11 protein-coding genes and 2 tRNA genes are annotated in these 20,544 nt (G+C 68.2%); 7 read left to right on the forward strand and 6 right to left on the reverse strand.

Annotated features, from left to right (window positions below; translation table 11 throughout):
* Window positions 1-5 precede the first annotated feature (5 nt).
* From ACCD07_RS14425 to dinB, 4 genes are all read right to left on the reverse strand, one after another.
* Window positions 6-3,224: a hypothetical protein gene (locus ACCD07_RS14425; RefSeq protein WP_413447736.1), complete on the reverse strand. Its 3,219-nt coding sequence runs from the start codon at window positions 3,222-3,224 to the stop codon at window positions 6-8.
* 118 nt (window positions 3,225-3,342) lie between these two features.
* On the reverse strand, window positions 3,343-11,100 hold the full coding sequence (locus ACCD07_RS14430) for a hypothetical protein (RefSeq protein ID WP_413447737.1): 7,758 nt from the start codon (window positions 11,098-11,100) through the stop codon (window positions 3,343-3,345).
* 172 nt (window positions 11,101-11,272) lie between these two features.
* The gene (locus tag ACCD07_RS14435; RefSeq protein WP_176653416.1) at window positions 11,273-12,169 is read right to left on the reverse strand and encodes a recombination-associated protein RdgC; all 897 of its coding nucleotides are present in this window, start codon (window positions 12,167-12,169) and stop codon (window positions 11,273-11,275) included.
* Between the two features lie 83 nt (window positions 12,170-12,252).
* Window positions 12,253-13,404, reverse strand: coding sequence for a DNA polymerase IV (gene dinB / locus ACCD07_RS14440; protein ID WP_176653415.1), 1,152 nt, complete (start codon window positions 13,402-13,404; stop codon window positions 12,253-12,255).
* Window positions 13,405-13,519: 115 nt separating this feature from the next.
* Between dinB and ACCD07_RS14445 the strand changes: the two genes are divergently transcribed.
* Window positions 13,520-14,344 (forward strand): substrate-binding periplasmic protein, encoded by an 825-nt coding sequence (locus tag ACCD07_RS14445; RefSeq protein ID WP_413447738.1) that lies wholly within the window; start codon window positions 13,520-13,522, stop codon window positions 14,342-14,344.
* Here ACCD07_RS14445 and ACCD07_RS14450 read toward each other — a convergent pair.
* A complete protein-coding gene (locus ACCD07_RS14450; RefSeq protein ID WP_413447739.1) occupies window positions 14,341-15,651 on the reverse strand; it encodes an MFS transporter in 1,311 nt (436 codons plus the stop codon). The genes ACCD07_RS14445 and ACCD07_RS14450 overlap by 4 nt on opposite strands.
* A gap of 141 nt (window positions 15,652-15,792) precedes the next feature.
* Here ACCD07_RS14450 and ACCD07_RS14455 point away from each other — a divergent pair.
* Both ACCD07_RS14455 and ACCD07_RS14460 read left to right on the forward strand, forming a co-directional pair.
* Window positions 15,793-15,868 (forward strand) — tRNA-Val (locus tag ACCD07_RS14455).
* 22 nt (window positions 15,869-15,890) lie between these two features.
* Window positions 15,891-15,967, forward strand: a tRNA-Asp gene (locus tag ACCD07_RS14460).
* 50 nt (window positions 15,968-16,017) lie between these two features.
* Here ACCD07_RS14460 and ACCD07_RS14465 read toward each other — a convergent pair.
* Window positions 16,018-17,067, reverse strand: coding sequence for a Fic family protein (locus ACCD07_RS14465; protein WP_413447740.1), 1,050 nt, complete (start codon window positions 17,065-17,067; stop codon window positions 16,018-16,020).
* Between the two features lie 69 nt (window positions 17,068-17,136).
* Between ACCD07_RS14465 and ACCD07_RS14470 the strand changes: the two genes are divergently transcribed.
* From ACCD07_RS14470 to ACCD07_RS14485, 4 genes are all read left to right on the forward strand, one after another.
* Entirely contained in the window at window positions 17,137-18,258 is a 1,122-nt protein-coding gene (locus ACCD07_RS14470; protein ID WP_413447741.1) for a hypothetical protein, read from the forward strand.
* Complete coding sequence (locus ACCD07_RS14475) at window positions 18,249-18,866, forward strand: ATP-binding cassette domain-containing protein (RefSeq protein WP_413447742.1); 618 nt, start codon at window positions 18,249-18,251, stop codon at window positions 18,864-18,866. Before ACCD07_RS14470 ends, ACCD07_RS14475 begins: the two co-directional genes overlap by 10 nt.
* Before the next feature lie 61 nt (window positions 18,867-18,927).
* Complete coding sequence (locus tag ACCD07_RS14480) at window positions 18,928-19,410, forward strand: cyclic nucleotide-binding domain-containing protein (protein WP_176653410.1); 483 nt, start codon at window positions 18,928-18,930, stop codon at window positions 19,408-19,410.
* Window positions 19,407-20,537: an AI-2E family transporter gene (locus ACCD07_RS14485; protein WP_176653409.1), complete on the forward strand. Its 1,131-nt coding sequence runs from the start codon at window positions 19,407-19,409 to the stop codon at window positions 20,535-20,537. Before ACCD07_RS14480 ends, ACCD07_RS14485 begins: the two co-directional genes overlap by 4 nt.
* The last annotated feature ends 7 nt before the right edge of the window (window positions 20,538-20,544 follow it).

Raw genomic sequence — 20,544 nt, forward strand, 5'->3', positions numbered from 1 at the left:
ATTGCCTATTTGCGCGGCGCGGCCAGCAAGTCCTTCGCTTCGGGCAACAGGGTAGCCAATTGCAAGCCGTCGGGTGCCGCCAGCATGCCGGCGCCCTCGGACAACGGTCCCTGCATCGCCAGCGGCGATCTCGCCGCGGCGCCCGGCTGCTCGACGTTGAAGGCGGCCAGCGCCTGCACCATGCCGCCCACCTTCTCCCGCATCGAATTGCCACCCTCCGCCATCAGCGCGCCGTGCGGCAGCTTGGCAGCCGCCAGCGCGGCCAGTTGCGCCGTGCTCAGGCCGGCCGTCTGCGCGGTCGTGAACACCACCGCCTGCGCCGTCGTCAGCGCGCCGAACTGCGCGGTCGACAAGGCCGCCAGCTGCGCGCTGCCCAAGGCCAGCAAATCGCGCGTCTCGATCGCCGCCAGGTCGTCCGATCCCAGCGCCGCCAGCAGCGACTTGCTCAGGGCGCCGACCTGGCTCGACGTCAGCGCCACGATCTGATCCGTCCTCAGCACGTCGCCGCCGGTCAGGTGCGCGGTCGGCAGGGCGGCGATCTGGCGCACCGTCAACGCCGCGATCTGCGCCGTGCCGAACGCTTGCAGCTGCTCCGGCATCAGTTGCGCGATGGTCGCCGACGTCAGCCCGCCGACCGCGGCCGTGCCCAGCGCGGCCAGTCCATCGCTGTTCAAGCCACGTAACTGCGCCGCCACCAGCGAGGCCGCCTGCGCCGCGTTCAGCGCGGCGACCTGCGCGGTCGACAAGGCCGCCAGTTGCGCCGAACCCAGGCTGGCCACCACCTGCGTCGACAACGCCGCCATCTGGCCGCTGCCGATGGCCGCCACCTCGTCCGCCGACAAGGCCTGGTATTGCCTCGAAGTGAGCGCGGCGAACTGCGCGGCCGTCAACGCGGAGAACTGCTCCAGGCTCATGGCGGCGATGCTGGCGGTGGACAGCACGCCGACCTGCCGCGCCGCCAGCGCCGCGATCTGCTGCGTGCCCAACGCCGCCAGCGCGGTGCTGGACAAGCCGGCGATCACCGCCGTGTTCAGCGCCGCCAGATCGGCGGTCTCCATGCTCGCCACCACGCCGGCCGACAGCGCGCCGAACTGCGTGCTGCTCAACGCCGCGCTCTGCGCGCCGCTCAGCGCGTTGATCTGGTCACTGCCCATCGCTTGCAACTGGTCGGTGCGCAGGCCGGCGATGGCCGCTGCCTTCAGGGCGGCGATTTCCGCCGTCTGCATCTGCGCCAGCACGTCGCTGGCCAGCGCGGCGATGTGCTGGCTGCCCAGCCCGGACGCCTGCGCCGTGGTCAGTCCCAGGATCTGGTCGCTGCCCAGCACCGCCAACTGCGCGGTGCGCAGACCGGCGATGGCAGCGCCGCTCAGCGCGGCAAAGTCCCGCAACTCCATCCCGGCGATGACATCGGTCGACAAGGCGGCCAGCTGGGCGCCGCTCAGCGCGGCGGCTTGCGCCGTGGTCAGCGCGATGGCCTGTTCCACCGTCATGCCGGCCAGCGCGGCGGTGCGGATCTGCGCGATCTGGCCCGGCGTCAGCAAGCCGATCTGATGGTCGGCGCCACCCAGCACGGCAAACTGCGCCGAGCTCAAGCCGGCCAATGCCCCGGCCGGCAGCGCCGCCAGCCCGGCGGCCGAAATGGCGGCCAGGTTGGCCGTCGACAGTCCGGTAAATTGCGCCGGATTCAACCTGGCCAATTGCGCCGTGCTGAGCGCCTGGAACTGGTCCGTGCTCAACGCGTTCAGGCTGGCCGAGCCCAGCGCCAGCAGCTGGCGCGGCACCAGTGCGGCGATATGGTCGGCATCCAGCAGCGCCAGCAGGCGCGGCGCCAGGCCCGCCACCGCGGCGGCGCTGAGCGCGGCCAGGTCGGCCGTCTCCATCGCCGCGAAGGCGTCGTCGCTCAGCGCATTCATCTGGCGGCTGTTCAGTGCCGCCGCCTGCGCCGTGCCCAGCGCGGCGAACTGTCCGGCGCTCAGGGCGGCGATCTGCTGGGTCTTCAGTCCGCCGATGGCGGAGGTCTTGAGCGCCGCCAGGTCGCCGCCGTCGAGCATGGCGATCGCCTGCGTCGTCAGCATGCCCAGCTGGGAGGCGTTCAGCGCCGCCGCCTGGAGGCTGGTCAGCGCGGCGGCCTGCTGCGCCGTCAGGCCGGCCAGTGCCGCCGTGCCCAATGCCGCCACCTGCGCCGTGCTGAACAGGCCGAAATCGCCGTCGCCGTTGGCGCCCAGCGCCGCCAGTTGCGCCGAAGTCAGCGTCGCCATCACCGCCACCCGCAGCGCCGGCAATGCCGTCGCGTCAAGCGCGGCGATGTCGTCGGTGCTTAGCGCCGCGAACTGGCGCGGCGTCAGCGCGGCCAATTGGGCGCTGCTGAACGCATGCAGCTGTTCGCCGTCCAGCGCCTGCAGTTGCGCGGTGGTCAGCGCGGCGATCGCGCCGGTGCTCAGCGCGCGCAGGCGCTCGCCATCCAGCGCGTGGATCTGGGCGCTGCGCAGCGCGCCGATTTGCTTGCTGTGTATCGCCGCCAGCTGGTCGAGGCTGAGCGCCAGCAACTGCTCCACGGCCAGCGCGCCCATCTGGTGCGAACCGAGCGCCGCGATGTCGCGCGTTTCGATGGCCAGCAGTTCGGTCGCGCTCAGTTGCGTCAGCAGGGCCGTGCCCAGCGCCGCCATCTGCCTGGTGGAGAAGGCGGCGATCTGGTCGGTGCGAAAGATGCTCCCGCCCTCCTCGCCGCCATGGTGCCTCGGCAGCGCGGCGACCTGCCCCAGGCCCAGCGCGGCGATCTGCGCGGTGCCCAGCGCAAGCACCTGCTCCGCGCCGAGCCCGGCAATCATCGCCACCGGCAGCACCGCGACTTGCCCGGTCCGCAACGCCGCCAGCGTATCGGGCTGCAAGCCCGTCACGCCGCGCGCCGACAGCAGCGCCGCCTGCCCTACCGTCAGCGCCGCCGCCTGCTGCGGCGTCAGCGCGGCCATGAAGGCGGTGCTGGCCGACGCCTGGTTCAGCGAGTAGGCGCGCAGCGCTGCGATATCGTCCGACTGCAGCGCGGCGACGCCATCGGCCCGCAGTGCGCCCAGCTGGGCGCCGTTGAGCGTGTTGGCCTGCGCGGTCGTCATCGCGGCAATACAATCGGCCGACAGGCGGGCGATGTCGGCCGTGGTCAGGCTGGCGATCAGGCGGGTGCCGCCGGCGGCGAACTGGGCCGGGGTCAGGTTGCTGTCGAAGCTCATCTTGTTTCCCTTTAGGTGGTTTGGTGACCACTGCTAGCAGAGGGAAAAAGAAACATTTCGGAAAAAATAATGACGAAAAAAAGCCCGCCGTGGCGGGCTTTCCTGACCGGCGCCTGGCTTACTTCGGCGCCGCCAGCAACGCGTGGCTGGATGCGGCCTGCAAGGCTTTCAGGCGCAATGCCTCGCGGTCCGACTGCCCGGCCGACGCCGGCTGCCCGGCATCGCGGAACTGCTGCAGCACATCGGCCATGCGCGCGGCTTGGGCCGCCAGCACGCCCGGCTCGCCGCCGTCGAAGTTCAGGCCGCCGCGTGGCGCCTCCGCGGTGTCGCTGGCGAAGGCCGACAGCGCCTGCGCCATGCCGCTCACCTGCGCGCTCATGCCCTGCTTGAACCAGACGTCGGCCGCCGTATGCTGTCCGCCGTCTGCCGTGGTGTAGCTCGAGGTCAGGCCGATGATGTTGCCGTGGTCCACACTGCCGTCCGCCTGCACATCCAGGTTCAGGCTGGTGATGCGCAACTCGGCCAGCGTCTTCAGTTCGCCGGCCTGGCTGACGCCGTCCGCGTTGGCGTCGACCCACACGCGCAAATCGCCAAAGCCGCCATCCAGCGCGCTGACCTTGCCGTCGTGGTTGCTGTCCAGCGCCGCCAGCGCTTCGTAGCCGTTGCCGGCGCTCGCGCCGCCGGCCAGTTTGGTGGCCGAGCCGAACAGTTCGCTGCCGTCGTTGATGACACCGTCGCCGTTGCGGTCCAGCGCCAGCAAGCCGTCGCCGGGTCCCACCCAGCCGGTGGCGCGCTGCTGGCCATTGGCGGCCAAGTCGAAGCGCACGCCGGCGTCCAGCCCCAGCGTTTGCACGCCGTTGCCGTCGAGGTCGAGCACCAGCGGCGTGACGAACGGCATGGCGTTCAGCTGCGCGGTGCTGAAGGCGGCTTTTTGCGCCGAGCTCAGACCGTTGTACTGGGCGCTCGACATCGCATGCGTCTGCGTCGTGGTCAGCGCCGACAACTGCGCCGGCAGCATGCCCTGCATCTGCGTCGGCGACAGGGCGACGATCTGGCGCGTGACCAGGCCTGCAATGTCGCGCGTTTCAATCGCCGCCAGGTTGGCAACGGTCAGGTCGGCGATCACCGAGGTGGCCAGCGCGCCCAGCTGGGCCGACGACAGCGCCGCCACCTGCGCCGCCGTGAACTGGTCGCTGCTGCTGGCGTTCGGCAGCATGGCCGCCATCTGCGCCACGCTCAGCGCGGCGATCTGCGCCGTGCTGAGCGCCAGCAACTGGTCGTCGTGCAACGCGCGGATCACGCCGGTGTTCAGCGCGGCGATGTCGGCCGTGTCGATGGCGGCCATATCCGACGCCTGGATCTGCGACATTGCCGCCGAGCCGAGCGCGGCAAACTGTGTCGCAGTCAATGCACGCAGCTGGGCCGTCGTCATGTTGGCCAACAGGCTGCCGGCGGTTGCGTTCAGCTTCAGCGGATTGATCGCGGCCACGTTGGCGGTGCTGAGCGCCGCCACTTGCGTCCCGCTCAGGGTGTCCAACTGGGTGCTGCTCAGCGCCGCCATCTGCGCGGTGCCCAGCGCGGCCAACTGGTTCGATGTCAGCGCCAGTATCTGCTGGGTCTGGAGGCCGGCGATGGTCGCCGTTTTCAACGCGGCCACATCGGCCGTTTCCAGCGCCGCCACCACCGTCAGTTGCAGCGCGCCCAGCTGGGCGCTGGTCAGTGTCGCGGCCTGGGCCGTGGTAAGGGCCACCGCCTGCGTCGCGCTCAGCCCGGCCAGGGCGCTGGTGCGCAGCGCGGCGATCTGCGCCGTGCTCAGCGCCGAGATCAGCTCGGCATTGCTGCCCAGCGGATCCGATCCCAGCACCGACAGCTGCGCCGAGCTCAGTCCCGCCAGCGCCGTCGTGCTGAGCGCGCCGAGGTTGGCGGTGCTGATGGCGGCCACGTCGCCGGTCGACAAAACCGCCAGTTGCTGCGAGCTCAGCGCGTGCACCTGCGCCGAACTGAAGCCGTTGATCTGCTGCGTGTTCAGCGCGGTCAGCTGCGCGCTCTTCAGCGTCGCCACCTGGGCCGTGGTCAGGCCGACCAGTTGCGACAGCGTCAATCCGCCAAACGAGGCCGAGGCCATGCCGCCCAGCGCGCCGGTACCGAGCACCGCGATGTCGCCGGCCGCGAGGCCCGCCAACGCGTCGCTGGTCAGCGCACCGACCTGCACGCTGTTCAGTGCGGCGATCTGGGCGGTATTCATCGCCGAGACCTGGGCGCTGCTCAGCACCGCCACTTGCTGACTCTGCAGCGCGGTGATCTGGCGCGTGTTCAGCGCGTTGAGCTGCGATCCGCTCAGGCTGACAAACAGCGAGGCGGCGAGGCCGGCGACGGCCTGCTGGCTCAACGCGGCCAGGTTGGCGGTCGACAGGCCGACGATGGTCTGGCTGGCCAGCGCGCCGATTTGCAGACTGCTGAGCGCGCCGAACTGCGCCGTCGTCAGCGCACCCAGCTGGAGGCCGTTCAGCGCCGCCACCTGGTTGTTGTTCAGGGCCGCGATCGCGGCGGTCTTCAGGGCGGCCACGTCGGCCGCTTCCAGCGCGGCGATGTCGTTGGTGGACAATGCCGCCACCTGTGCGCTGCTCAGCGCGCCCGCCTGCGCGGTGCTGAGAGCGACGATCTGGCGCGTGCTCAGCCCGGCCAGCGCGGCGGTGCGCAGCGCGGCGATCTGCGCCGTCGTCAGTTGGTCGATATGGCTGGCGCCGCCGGCGTCCGTGCCCAGCACGGCCAGCTGGTCCGAACTCAGCGCTGCGATCGCCGCCGTCTTCAGCGCGGCCAGGTTGGCGGTGTCGAGCGCGGCGAGCGCGGCGACGCTCAGATTGTCCAGCTGCTGCGAACCAAGCGCGGCCACTTGCGCGCTGGTCAACGTGCGGATCTGCGCGCTACCCAGGGAATTGAGCTGCAAGCTGTTGAGCCCGGCAATCTGGCGCGTGCCGAACGCCGCCGTCTGCGCCGTGTTCAGGGCAGTCATCTGCGCGGTGTCCAGCGCGGCCACGGCCGCCGTCGACAACGCAGCCATGACGGCCGTCTGCAGGCCGCTGATCGAACTGGCCGCCAGTCCGATCGTCTGCCGGCTGCCCAGCGCCGCCACCTGCGCGGTCGTCAATGCCGCCACCTGCTGCGAGGTCATCAGGCTGGTCTGCTGCGAGCTGAGCGCAGCGATCGCGCTGGTGCGCAGGGCACCGATGTCCTGCGATTCGAACATGAAGATCTGCAACCATTGCAGCGAGGCCACCTGGGTGCTGCCCAAGGCGGCCGCCTGCGCGGTCGTCAGCGCCTTGATTTGCGGCGTATCCATTCCCTGCAGCGCGTTGGTGCTCAACGCGGCGATCTGGGCGGTGCTCAATGAGGCGAACTGCCCGCTGCGGCCGTCGGCACCCAGCGCGGCCAACTGGTCCGAATTCAGCGCCGCAATCGCCGCCGTGCTCAGACCCGGCAGCGCGCGGCTGTCCAGCGCGGCCACGTCGTCGGTCGACAGGCCGCGGATTTGCCTGGAACCCAAGCCGCCCAGCTGCGCCGAACTGAAGGCGAGGATTTGCTGGGTGCCCATGGCGGCGATCTGGTCGCTGCCGAGCGCGGCCAGTTGCTGCGATCTCAGGCCGGCCAGCTGCTCCGCCGTCAGCCGCGATATGGTGGACGTCGGCAGCGCGCTGATCGCGCTGGTCGACAGCGCCGCCAGGTTGGCGGTCGACAGCCCCAGCAGCGTATCGCTGGACAGAGCGCCCAGCTGGCGACTGCTCAGCGACGCCAGTTGCCCGCTGGTCAAGGCGCCCAGCTGTACGCTGGTCAGCGACGCGATCTGGTCGGTGGACAGGCCGGCGATGGCGGCCGTGCGCAGCGCCGCCATATCGACCGCTTCCAGCGCGGCGATATCGGTGGTCGACAGCGCCGCCAGCTGCGCGCTGCCCAGCGCGGCCGCCTGGGCCGTGGTCAGCGCGACGATTTGCCGGGTACTCAAACCGGCCAGCGCGGCAGTGCGCAGCGAGGCGATTTGGGCGGTGGTCAAGTTGCCGATGAAGCTGGCGCCGCTGCCGGCCGGGTCGTTGCCCAGCACCGCCATCTGCGCCGAATCGAGGGCCGCCAGCGCAGTGGTCCTCAGCGCGCTCAGCACGCCCGTTTGCAGCGCGGCCAGATCGGCCAGCGACAGGTTGTCGATCTGCTGCGAACCGAGGGCACCGACCTGAAGCGACGTCAACGCATTGACCTGGCTGGTGCTCAGGCCGTTGAGCTGGTCGCTGTTCAGCGTGGCGACCTGGCGCGTGCTGAGCGCGGCGATCTGCGCCAGGCTCAGGCCGCTAAGCAGGCTGACCGGCATGGCGGCGATCACAGCCGTACTCAGGCTGCCGACATCGGCCGGCTGCAGGCCGGCGATGGCCGACGATTTCAGCGCCAGCACCTGGCTGCTGTTGAGCGCGGCCACCTGGACGCTGGTCAGCGCCGTCACCTGGGCGGCGTTGAACGCGGCCACCTGCGATGTGCTCAGTCCGGCCAGCGCGTTGCTGCGGATCGCGGCCAGGTCAGCCGTTTCCAGCGCGGCGATATCGTCGCTTGACAAAGCGATCAGTTGGGCGCTGGTCAGCGCCGCCGCCTGGGCGGTATTCAGGGCCGCCACCTGGGTGGTGGTCAGGCCAGCCAGCGCGGTGCTGCGCAGGGCCGCAATCTGCAGCGTGCTCATCTCGCCGATCTGGTTGCCGGACGAGCCGCCGCCGAGTCCGCTCAACTGATCCGAGCGCAGCGCGGCGATGGCCGAGGTGTTCAGGGCCTTCAACGCGGCGACGCTGAAGGCGGCGATATCGGCCGACGAGAGGCCTGCCACGTTGCGTGAGCTCAGGCCCGGCATTTGCAGTGCCACCATGCTGGCGACTTGGGCGGTGCTGAGCGCGGCCAGCTGGTCGCTGCCGAGGACCGCAACCTGCTGCGAGCTGAGACTGGAAATCTGGGTGCCGGTCAGCGGCGCGATCTGCGCGCTGGTCAGCGCGGCGGCATAGACGGTACCCAGCGCAGCCAGGTTGGCGGTGGCGAAGCCGGCCACGGCCGCCGTCGGCAGCGCGGCCAGCTGCGCGGCATTCAGCGCCTGGAATTGCGCGATCGTCATCACGGACAACTGCGCGCTGCCCAGCGCGGCAAGCTGGCTGGTGGTCAGTCCGTGGATCGCCGCAGTGGCGAGGGCGGCGAAGTCCAGCGGGTCCAGCGCACCGACCGCTTGCGCGCCCAGCGCCTGCACTTGCGCGCTGCCCAACGCGGCGACCTGGGTGGCAGTCAGCGCCACCGCCTCGGCGGTGGTCAGCCCGGTCAGCGCGGCGGTGCGTAATGCGGCGATCTGGGCGGTGTTCAGGGTCTGCACCTGGCCCGTGCCCAGCACGGCCAACTGGTCCGAATTGAGACCAACAATGGCGGCGGTGCGCAACCCGGGCAGGCTGGTGGCGTTGAGGGCGGCCACATCGGCCGTCGACAGGTTGGCCAGCTGCAGCGAACTGAGCGCGCCCAGTTGCGCCGACGTCAGGCTGCGGACTTGCGCGCTGCTCAGCGCGTTCAGTTGCGCGCTCGACAGGGCGGCGATCTGGCGCGTGCCCAGGCCGGCGATCTGCGTCGTATCCAGGTCGGCGAAAGCGGCGCTGCCCAGCGCGGCGATGGCGCCGGTGTTGAGCACGGCCAGGTCCTCGGCCTCCAGGCCGGCAAGGCCGGCGGAGCTGAGCGCAACAAACTGCCTGCTGCTCAGCGCGGCGATCTGGGCGGTGGTGAACGCCCGCACTTGCGCGCTGCTCAGCGCGCCAATTTGCGAGGTCAGCAGGTTGCCGACGACATTGGTGCGCAAGGCCGCCACGTCGGCCGTTTCCAGCGCCGCCAGTTGCGCCGACGACAAGGCGTTCAGCTGGGCGCTGGTCAGCGTGCTGGCCTGCGCCGTGCTCAGCGCGGCGATCTGGGCGGTGCCCAGGCCGGCCAGCGCGGTGCTGCGCAGCGCCAGCACCTGGGCCGTGCTCAATTGGGCGAACAGGCTGCCGTCGTCCCGTCCCAGCTCAGTGGCCTGGGACGACGTCAACGCCGCAATGGCGCCGGTGCTCAGCGCCTTCAGCGCGGCGCTGCCCAGCGCGGCGAGATCGCCGGTCGACAGGCCGGCCACCTGGGCGGTGCCGAAGGCGCCGATTTGCGCGCTGGTCAGCGACTGCACCTGCAGACTGGTCAGCGCCGCGACCTGCGCGCTGGTCATGGCGGCGAAGTGGCGCGTGCCGAGGCTGCCCAGCTGCGTGCTGCCCAGCGACGACAACAGCGCCGTTCCCAGCGCCGCAACGGCGGCCGGGCTCAATGCCGCGAGGTCGGCGCCCGGCAGGCCGGCGATCGATGCGGTGGACAAGGCAGCCACCTGCCTGCTGCTCAGCGCGGCGAATTCGGCGGTGGTGAGGGCGCCCAGCTGGCTGCTGCTCAGCGCCGCCATTTGCTGCGTGGTCAATCCGGTGATGGCGGCGGTTTTCAGCGCGGCCAGGTCAGCCGTTTCCACCGCGGCCAGTTGCGCCAGCGACAAGCTGCTCAGTTGCGCGCTGCTGAGCGCGGAAGCCTGCAGCGTCGACAGCGCCACCACCTGGTCGGTCGTCATGCCGGCCAGCGCCGCGGTCTTCACCGCGGCCAACTGGGCCGTGCCCAGCAGACTGATCTGATTGGTGGCGCCGGCGCCCAGCTGGGCGAACTGGTCGGACGTCAGCGCGCCAACGGCGGCCGTGCTCAGCGCCTTGATGCCGGCACTACTCAGCGCGGCCACGTCGGCGGTCGACAGGCCCAGCACCTGGCGCGAACCGAAGGCGCCGATCTGCAGTGAATTGAGGGCATGGACCTGGGCCGTGCCCAGCGCGGCGACCTGGTCGCTGCTGAGGACGATGATATGGCGCGTGCCGAAGCCGGCCAGTTGTGCCGTGCTCAGCCCGGCCATCAGCGCGGTGCCCAGCACCGGCACGGCCAGCGGATTGAGGACGGCCAGGTCGGCGCTCGGCAGGCCGGCGATGCTGGCGCTGGACATGGCGCCGATCTGGGCGCTGCTCAGCGCGGCGAATTCGCCGGTGGTCAGCGCACCCAGCTGGGTGCTGCCCAGCACCGCGATATTGCGGGTCGACAGCGCGGCCAGGGCCACGGTTTTCAGCGCGGCGAGATCGGCCGTTTCCATGGCCGCGATGGCGGCGGTGGTCAGCGCGCTCAGTTGCACGCCCGTCAGCGCCGCAGCCTGGGCGGTGCTCAGCGCCACGGCCTGGTCCGTGCTGAGCGCACCCAGCTGCGCCGTGCTCAGCGCGGCGACCTGCTGCGTGGTCAGCGCGGCGATGCCGCGGCTGCCGATGGCGGTCAGGTCGTCGGACGACAATGCGGCCAACTGGCGCGTGGCCAGCGACGCCAGTTGCCTGGTCGTCATCAGCGCCACCTGACCGGTCGACAGGCTGGCGAGATTGGCAGTGTTCAGCGCCGCCAGGTCGGCCGTCTCGAAGGCTGCGATGGCATCGGTGCTCAGTTGGGTAAATGCCTGGGTGCCCAGCGCGGCCACCTGCGCGGTGGTCAGCGCGGCGATCTGGCTGCTGGTCAGTGCACCCATCAGGCCGGAGGGCAATGCGCCGGCGGCGTTCAGCACGGCCGGCTTGAGCGCGGCGAAATCCTGCGTGGTCAGCACCGCGACATTGCTGGTAGCCAGGTAGGCCAGCTGCTGGCTGCTGAAAGTGGCAAGGTGATCGGTGCGCAGCGCCGGCACTTGCAGCGAATTCAGCGCGACGATGTCCTCGGTCGTCCACGCCAGAACGTCTTGTATGGTGAGATCGTTGGCGAGCTGCTGCGTGGTAAGCAGGGGGACGAACGTAGACATCGCGAGTTCCTATTTTGATAACACTAATCACTATAGCAGAATTCGCCTTAATTTCTACATGGCAACGAAATTATTTTCGGGTTTTATGTCCAAAATTACATGAAAAAAGCCGCAAAATCAAAGACTTTGCGGCATTCTTAACCAACAAGCAACGGCTGAGTTGGTATCTTGATCAGGCTTTCGCTTCGCCGCCCAGCGCCTCGACCACGTCGGCCATCAGCTTGGCCAGTTCCCCCGTCATCAGCATGAAATCGCCGTCGAAACGCTCTTCATCGTTCTTGGTGCTCGATTCCTTTTCGCTGATCACGTCCAGCGCCTTGACGCCCTTGATCGCCAGCGACTCGGTCAGCACGAAGGAGATCTTGCTGTCCCAGGTCATCGCCAGGCGCGTGCACTGCTTGCCGGCGGCGATATGGCGGCGCACTTCGTCCGCTTCCAGCGTGTGGCGCACATAGCGCACCGCCGCCTTGCTCTCGCCGGTGGCGCGCAGCTCGGTGTCCATGTCGACCGTGAAGCCGGACGGCGCATCGTCGGCCTGCAGCCACTCGGTCATCACGCCGACCGGAGAGCGCTGCACGCGCAGGCTCTCCAGCGGCAGCTTGTCGACCGCCTTGAGCAGCAGCTTGATCACTTCGTCGGCCTTGGCCGGGCTGGCGGCGTCGACCACCAGCCAGCCGTTGACCGGATCGATCCAGGTCCAGACGTTGCTGCGGATCGAGAACGCGCGCGGCAACAGTTCGTCGGCGACGCGCTCCTTGAGTTCCTTCATGGCTTTCTTGCCCGGCGCAAAACCTTGCGCCTCTTCCATTTCGGCGGCGCGGGCCTTGGCGACCTGGTTGATGACGGTGTTCGGCAACAGTTTCTTCTCGGTGCCCAGCAGGATCAGCATCTGCTGGTTGACCACGTGCACCAGGCCGCCGTTAGGGCGCGGCGTGTCCCATCCCTGGCGCAGCAATTCATTGCTGGTGGCTGGCACGAAGGAGTGAGGAGCGAGCGCGGCTTCCAATTGTTCCGGGGTAAAGGCCCAAGGGGCCGGCAGACGGTAAATCTGAAGATTCTTGAACCACATGAGTATTTAGCCTTGTTTCAGTAATGCCAGGGGAGCGCCATTTTACACGCTGATGGCAGCGCCGGACCGATTGTGTTGCGCCGCTAGGCGAACAATTCGCCTTGCCGGGGGGCTGGCGCCTGCGGGCCGGCGCCGGGCGGCTCCAGCGTGCTGGCGCGCACGCCCAGCAGGCGCAGCTTGCGTTGCAGCGGCACCCGCTTCAGGCATTCGCGCGCGGCCTGCAGGATGGCCGCGCCGTCGGCCACCGGCTGCGGCAAGGTGACGTTGCGGCTGACGATCTGGAAATCGTCGAAGCGCAGCTTGATGCTGATGGTGCGGCTGACGTAGCCTTTGCGCTTGAGATCGTCCGCCAGGCGGTCGCACAGCTTGGTCAGGATGGATGACAGGGCGTCGCGGTCCTGGCGCGCGTGCAGGTCGCGCTCGAAAGTGGTCTCGCGGCTGATCGACTTGCTTTCGGAGCTGGTGGAAATTTCGCGGTGGTCGACGCCGCGCGCGGCCTGCGCCAGCCAGGCCGCGTAATGGGCGCCGAAATGGTCCTGCAGCAGGCCGGCGTCGGCCTCGGCCAGCTGGCCGATGGTGGCGATGCCCAGCGCCGCCAGCTTCTCGGTGGCCTTGGGGCCGATGCCGTTGATCTTGCGCACGCCCAGCGGCCAGATGCGGGCCGGGATATCGTCGTAGCCGAGAACGGTCAGGCCGTTGGGCTTGTCCAGGTCGGAGCAGATCTTCGACAGCAGCTTGTTGGGGGTCACGCCGATCGAGCAGGTCAGGCCGGTGGCGTCGCGCACGGCCTGCTTGATGCGCTGCGCCAGCTCGCGCGTTTCGCCTTCGACGCGGGTCAGGTCGATATAGATTTCATCGATGCCGCGGTCCTCGAAATCGGGCGCGATGGCGGCCACGGCGTTTTTGAACAGCCGCGAATAATGGCGGTAGGCGTCGAAATTGACCGGCAGCAGGATCGCGTCCGGCGCCAGCTTGGCCGCCTTCATCATGCCCATGGCCGAGCCGACGCCCAGCGCGCGCGCCTCGTAGGTGGCCGTGGTGATCACGCCACGGCCGACGTAGTCGCGCAGCCGGGCGAAGCGGCGGCTGCCGTCGGCCTGCGGCACCGGCTGGGCATCGCGGCCGCCGCCGATGACCACCGGCAAGCCGCGCAGCTCCGGATAGGTGAGCAACTCGACGGAGGCGTAAAACGCGTCCATGTCGAGGTGGGCGATGCGCCGAGGATCTTCTACCATGTGCCGAAATATCACTGTGAATGCATACAGTATCCACGGAAACATATCGCACCGCAAGTGGGCACGCCGTCCGCGGCCGATGTTACACTGGAGTAAATAAGCGCCCGTCACCGCCATGTACAGACACTTCGGACTCCCGCTGCTGTTCTTGTTCGCGCCCCTGGCCGCCGCCACGCCGGCGGCTTGTCCCGAGGCGCGCATCGGCATCAGCGACCTCGGCTATACCTCGTTCCGCAATGGCGAGGGCTACGGCGGCATCGCCGTCGATCTGGTCGGCGAGATCGAGCGCCGCACCGGCTGCCCCTTCCGCGTCGTCTGGTACCCGCACAGCCGGCTGTTCGCGCAATTTCTCAGCGACCAGCTGCAGGTGACCGGCGCCGCCCTGCATACTGCCGAGCGCGACCGCCACGGCGTCTGGATACCCTACGCCTATTCCCAGTTCGAGCTGCTGCTGACCAATCAGAGCGGCGGCCCGTTCCACAGCCTGGCCGACTTCGTCGACAACAGCAGCGCGCGCCTGAACGTCAGCCGCGGCATCTCCTATCCGCCCAGGCTGCTCGCGCAGATGGACCGCCTGGCCAAGCTGGGGCGGCTGGAATACGTCAACGATTACGCCGTGGCGTTCCGCAAGATCCAGGCCGGCCGTGCCGACGGCATCCTGGCGCCGCGCACCATCCACCTGCTGCACCAGCGCCAGTTTCACATGGTCGGCGCGATGACCGCGGCCACGCTGGAGGAATCGCCGCGCTCGGTGATCGGGCTGTACGTGTCCACCACGCTGGTCGGCGCGCCGACGCGGCAGCGCTACATCGACGCCATCCGCGCGATGGTGGTCGACGGCACCGTGCAAAGCCTGTATGCGCGCTATCTCGGCGACGAGGTCGCCCGCGAGATCTTCAGCGGCGGCGTCGGCGGCATCCTCGATCTGATGCCTCGTTAGAGCGGTCGGCGCGCGGCCGCCAGCACCAGCACGGCGCCGGCCACCAGGCTGGCCGCCAGCAGGTAGATGCCGCTGGCCGTGCTGCCGGTCGCGTCCTTGATGGCGCCGACCAGGTAGGGGCTGGCGAAGCCGGCCAGGTTGCCGACCGAATTGATCAGCGCGATGCCGGCCGCCGCCGCCGCGCCGCCCAGCATGGCGGTCGGCAGGCTCCAGAAGATCGGGAAGGTGGTCAGGATGCCGGCCGTGGCGACGCTGAGCGCGGCCATCGCGACGACGGTGTTGTCGGCATACAAGGTGGCGCCGACCAGGCCCAGCGCGCCGGCCAGCGCGGCGGCGGCCGCATGCCAGCGCCGTTCGCCGCTGCGGTCCGAGTGGCGCGCGGCCAGCACCATGACCACGGCCGCGATGCCGTAGGGGACCGCCGTCAGCAGGCCGATATCGAACACGTCCTTGACGCCGCTGTTCTTGACCAGCTGCGGCAGCCAGAAGCTGACGCCGTACAAGCCCATGACGAACAGGAAGTACACCAGCGCCAGCAGCCATACCGTGCCGTTGCCGAACACCTGCGCCAGCGGCATGTGCCGCTGCGCCTTGCCGTCGTCGGCGATGGCGCGCTCCAGCAGCCGCTTGTCGTCCTCGCCCAGCCAGCTGGCGGAGCGGATGCCGTCGTCCAGATAGAACAGGGTCCAGATGCCGATCAGCACCGACGGCAAGCCCTCCAGCAGGAACAGCCATTGCCAGCCGCTCAGTCCGTAGCGGCCGGCGAACGCCGTCATGATCCAGCCCGACAGCGGCCCGCCGACCACGCCGGCCACCGCCACGCCGCTCATGAACAGCGCCACCATGCGCGCGCGGCGATGCGCCGGATACCAGTAGGTCAGGTACAGGATGATGCCGGGGAAGAAGCCCGCCTCGGCGGCGCCGAGCAGGAAGCGCAGCAGGTAGAACGTGGCCACGCTGTTGGCGAACATCAGCGCCGACGAGATCAGGCCCCAGCTGATCATGATGCGGGCGATCCAGATGCGCGCGCCGGTGCGCGTCATCAGCAGGTTGGACGGCACCTCGAACAGGAAGTAGCCGATGAAGAAGATGCCGGCGCCGAGGCCGTAGACGGTGTCGCTGAAGCGCAGGTCGGCCAGCATCTGCAGCTTGGCGAAGCCGACGTTGACGCGGTCCAGGTAGGCGGCCACGTAGCACAGGAACAGGAAGGGCATCAGCCGCCAGCTGACGCGGCGGTACAGGGCATCGAGGTGGTCGCTGCGGTGCATGTCGAGGGTTTCCTTGTTGTGGTTCGTCGCGGCGCCCATGGTGACACCGCCGGGCCGGCTTGCGCAGTCATTTTTCAAATTATTTACAAAAACCCTTGCGGAATCGGCAAACCAGCTTGTAGAATACGGCCTCGTTCAGCAGTTGCAACACAGTAGTGATGAAACGCTGATATGTTTTCTGGGTGCTTAGCTCAGTTGGTAGAGCGGCGCCCTTACAAGGCGTAGGTCGGGAGTTCGACCCTCTCAGCACCCACCAAGGAAAACAGACAAACGAATTTGGAGCGGTAGTTCAGTTGGTTAGAATACCGGCCTGTCACGCCGGGGGTCGCGGGTTCGAGTCCCGTCCGCTCCGCCAAATTCCTTTAAGGGCCCGATTCGTCGGGCCCTTAATCATTTCCGCTCCCGTTATTTCAATTCATACCAGGTACCGCGTCCGCTGCCGCGCTGGACCAATTGGCCGCGCTCGACCAGGTTTCGAAAATGCGGCTTCAAGGTGTTGCGATTACCCGCAGTGAGGCGGACCGCATCGGCCATCGTCACCCGTCCATGCTCGCGGACGAACTCCACTATCTGCAACGACAAGCCGGGTAATGCCGCCAGCACTATATGTTCCCGCTCTATCTTCTTCTCCAGCCGGCGTACTTGTTCGGCAAGAGAGCGCAGGAAGAACAACAGCCATGGCTGCCAATCTGGCGCATTACTGCGGATCGTGGCTTGGGTCTGCCTCAGGGCCACGTAATAGGCTTCCTTATTTGCTTCGATGACGCTTTCCAGCGAACTGTAGGGAACATAGGCATAGCCGGAGCGCAGCAGCAGCAAACTAGTCATTATGCGGCTGAGCCTCCCGTTACCATCTTGAAATGGATGGATCTCCAGGAAGACCACGGCGAAGATAGCGATCACCAGCAGAGGATGAAGTTTCGTACGACGCAACTCTTGCGCGGTCCATTCCACCAGTTCCCGCATCAGGCGCGGCGTGTCGAACGGTGTGGCCGTCTCGAACACAATGCCCAACTGCCTACCGTCCGCATCGAAAGCAGCCACGCTGTTGGCGCTGGTCTTGTACTCACCCCGATGCCGCTCATCCTTTTCGCTATAACGCAACAGCATCAGGTGCAACTGCTTGATGTGATTCTCGTTGACCAGCATGTCCTGCCAGGAGTGGAACACCACATCCATAAGCTCGGCATAGCCCGCCACCTCCTGCTCGTCGCGCGTGGCAAAGGACTTGATGTCGAGGTTGGACAGCAATTGCGCCACCTCGCGGTCAGATAGCCGGCTGCCTTCGATGCGGGTGGATGAGCCTATGCTCTCGATGGTGGCGACACGGCGCAGCGCGGATAGACGGTCTGGCGCAAGCCTGCCCAAAGCGCGCCAGGCGCCCTTGAATTCGTCGATCCGGGCAATCAGATTCAGGATCTCCGGCGTAATGTGCAGAGTATCTGTGCGCAGCATGTAACCGATAATACACCCATTTACACCCAATTAAGTCCTGGCTAATCTTGTGAGTGTTATCCTTCCCACATGATTGCTTTCCCTCCCTATCTGCGTTTCCGCACCCGCATGGCGCATCATGCGCTGGTGCGGTTCGCGGCCAGCCTGCAAAGTTCGCTTGAGTACATCCTGCTCGGTTTCGCGCCGGTGATGATCGGCTTGATCGCCTGTGTCGCGCTGCCGGGATTGTTTGCGGCGACGCAGCCATGGCCGCAGGCGCTGGGCCTGTTCGCCGGGCAGACGCTGCTGGCCAGCGCGCCGGTGTGGCTGCTGCGCAAGCGCCTGCTGCCGGCCGACGTGCTGCTGTGGAGCCGGCCGCTGCCGATTCCGCCGCGCGCGCAGTGGGGCGCCAACGCGGCGGTGGCCGGCATGCTGGTCGGCCCCTTGTCGCTGGCCTATGCCGTGTCCACCGCGATCTGGCTGTACCAGTGGCCGGACTGGCTGCGGCCGGTGGCGCCGCGGGCGCTGCTGCTGACCATCGCCTCGCTGCTGCTGGCCTGGATCATCTCGACGCTGACCTTGGCCTGGCGCGCCCGCCTGCCGGCCGCGCGCAAGCCCGGCCCGGCGCGGCCCGTGCCGACTGCCTATCTGCCGCGCCGCCGCGGCGCCACCGCGGCCTCGGCCGCGCTCTATCACTGGCGCCAGCTGTTCTGGCTGCCGTTCTGGCGCGCGGAGAATGTGATCGGCATGCAGCAGACCGTGCTGCTGCTGACCTCCCTGCTCAGCATCGGCGTCTGGCTATGGCATCCGCCCGTCGTGCCGCCGGCGCTGTGGGGCCTGTGCGCGGCGCTGACGCTGATGCTGCTGACCGACCGCGGCGACAAGGCGGTGGCCGAACAAATCCTGCTGCTGCGCCCGGTCGCCGGCGCCTGGCCGATCAATGCGGAACGGCTGTTCCGCCGCGCCATGCTGTTCGCGCTGCTGCCCGGCCTGTGCGTGCTGGCCTGGTTCGCGCTGCTGACGCTGGGCCACGCCGGCCGCGCAACCAGCGCCGGCTACAGCACCACCGTCGCCACCGTCTGGCTGTGCTTTGCCGCCAGCGCGCAAATCGCCGTGGTCTCGCTGCGGCGCCTGAGCGTGCGCGGCCGCGTCGGCCTGGTCATCGGCGCCATCGTCATCCTCACCGCCATCGGAAGCGAATTATGGAATTGAAACCCGTGCTCAGCATGGAAAAACTGAGCTTCGAATACACCAGCCATCCGCTGTTCCGCCAGTTCGACCTGCGCCTGGGCGCCGGCATCACCTGGCTGCGCGGCGAAAACGGCGCCGGCAAGACCACGCTGCTGAAACTGGCCGGCGGCGCGCTGACGCCGCATGCCGGCACCATCACGCTGGACCAGCTGGAGATCCGCGCCCAGCCGCTGGCCTACCGGCTGCAGTGCTACTACTGCGGCGGCGACACGCCGCAGCTGCCGTGGCTGACCTTGCGCGAGATGCTGGACCTGCATCTGTCGCTCTATCCCAACACCGACCCGGCGCCGCTGAACGCCGAACTGCGCGCCTTCCACCTGCTGCACGCGCTGGACCAGCCGGTCACCACGCTGTCGCTGGGCCAGCACAAGAAGATGCAGCTGTCGCTGGCGCTGGCCTTGCCGGTGCGGCTGCTGCTGATCGACGAGCCCTTCAACGGCCTCGACGCCGACGCCATGGCCTACCTGCGCGGGCAGCTGGCGGCGCCGGGGCGCCTGGCCCGCCAGTGCATCCTGCTGACCAGCCACCTGGACCCGGCGTTGCCGCTGGCCGCTACCGTGCAACTTTAAGTTATCATGGGAACGATAAAAGCTGAGCCGGCCCGGCCCACGTTCCCTGCACGGAGTTCCCTTGATCTTTGGTTTCCTCAAATCGCCCGAGTTGTCGCCGCGTTTGCTGCGCCTGAAGGAATCGGCGCTGTTCGCCACGCTGACGCCGCTTGAACTGAAGATCGTCGACGGCCTGATGCACGAACGCCGCTACCTGGCCGACGAAATCATCTTCGACGAGGGCGAGGAAGGGCAGGCGCTGTACCTGGTGATGTCCGGCCGGGTGATCATCAGCCGCCAGTTCGGCGCCACGCGCGAAGTGGTGACCGAACTGTCGCCCGGCGCCTTCTTCGGCGACCTGGCATTGCTGGACAACTCGCCGCGCAACGCCCAGACCCGCGCGCTGGACAACTGCGAGCTGGCGGTCTTCTTCCGCGCCGACTTCATGGGCCTGATGGAGACCGACGCCGTCATCGGCTACAAGATCGCGCTGGCCCTGGCGCGCCACATCGGCAGCCGGCTGCGCGACTGGATGACCGGCAAGCCGCAGGTCGAGGCCTTATGAACCTGTTGCCCACCCAGCAGCGCGCCGGCCCGGTGGTGTGGAGCGGCATCATCGCCGCCACCTGCGTGCTGCTGTTCCTGCTGCAGCAGATGCTGTTCCTGGCGATTCCCTTCCTGCTGGGCATCGTGCTGTACTACATCCTGCAGCCGCCGATGCAGCGCCTGATCCGCATGGGCGTCAGCCACAATGCCGCCACGCTGATCGTCGGCGGCGTGTTCGTGCTGCTGCTGGTGAGCGCGATCCTGGTGGCGGTGTTCTGGGACTTCGGCCCGTCCTCCGACCCGTGGCAGGAAATGCTGGGCAAATACATGACCGGCGGCCTCGAGTTCGTGCGCCACACGATGCTGGCGCTCGAGCGGCAATTCCCCATCCTCAAGGAGATCAAGCTGGCCCGGACGGTCAACAGCCGCGTCAGCGCGTTCACCGGCAGCTTCGTGCAGAAGCACCTGACCGATATCCTGGTGTCGGTGGCGGCCTGGCTGCCGTCGCTGCTGCTGGCGCCGTTCCTGACCTTCTTCTTCCTGCGCGACGGCCTGCGCTTCAAGAAGTTCCTCGCGCGCGCGGTGCCGAACGCCTTCTTTGAAAGAACGCTGTGCCTGCTGCACGAGGTCGACCAGACCGCGCACCGCTATTTCCAGGGCCTGATCAAGCTGACCATCCTCGACACCGCCGTGCTGGCGCTGGGCCTGTGGGCGATCGGCGTGTCGTCGCCGCTGGTGCTGGGGCTGATCGCGGCGATGCTGGCGTGGGTGCCGTACGTCGGCTCCATCGTCGGCTGCGTGCTGGTGGTGATGGTGGCCTCGACCGACGCGCCGTCCGATCCGTCGGTGGCCTACCTGGCCATTTGCGTGTTCATCCTGGTGCGGCTGCTGGACGATTTCGTGTTCATGCCGCTGACCCTGGGCCGCAGCCTGCACATCCATCCGCTGATCACCGTGCTGATGATCTTCATCGGCGGCTCGGTGGCCGGCGTGGCCGGGCTGATGCTGGTGCTGCCGCTGCTGGGCGTGGTGATGGTGATCGGCGAAACCATCGGCAAGCTGATCACCGACGCGCGCCTGCGCGCGCGCCACCGCAACGCCATGGCCCTGCGCGCCAAGCAGGCCAGCGCCGACCTCGTCATATAAAAAAGGG

The sequence above is a fragment of the Duganella sp. Dugasp56 genome (genome assembly GCF_047304105.1).
Lineage (GTDB): Bacteria > Pseudomonadota > Gammaproteobacteria > Burkholderiales > Burkholderiaceae_D > Rugamonas > Rugamonas hordei.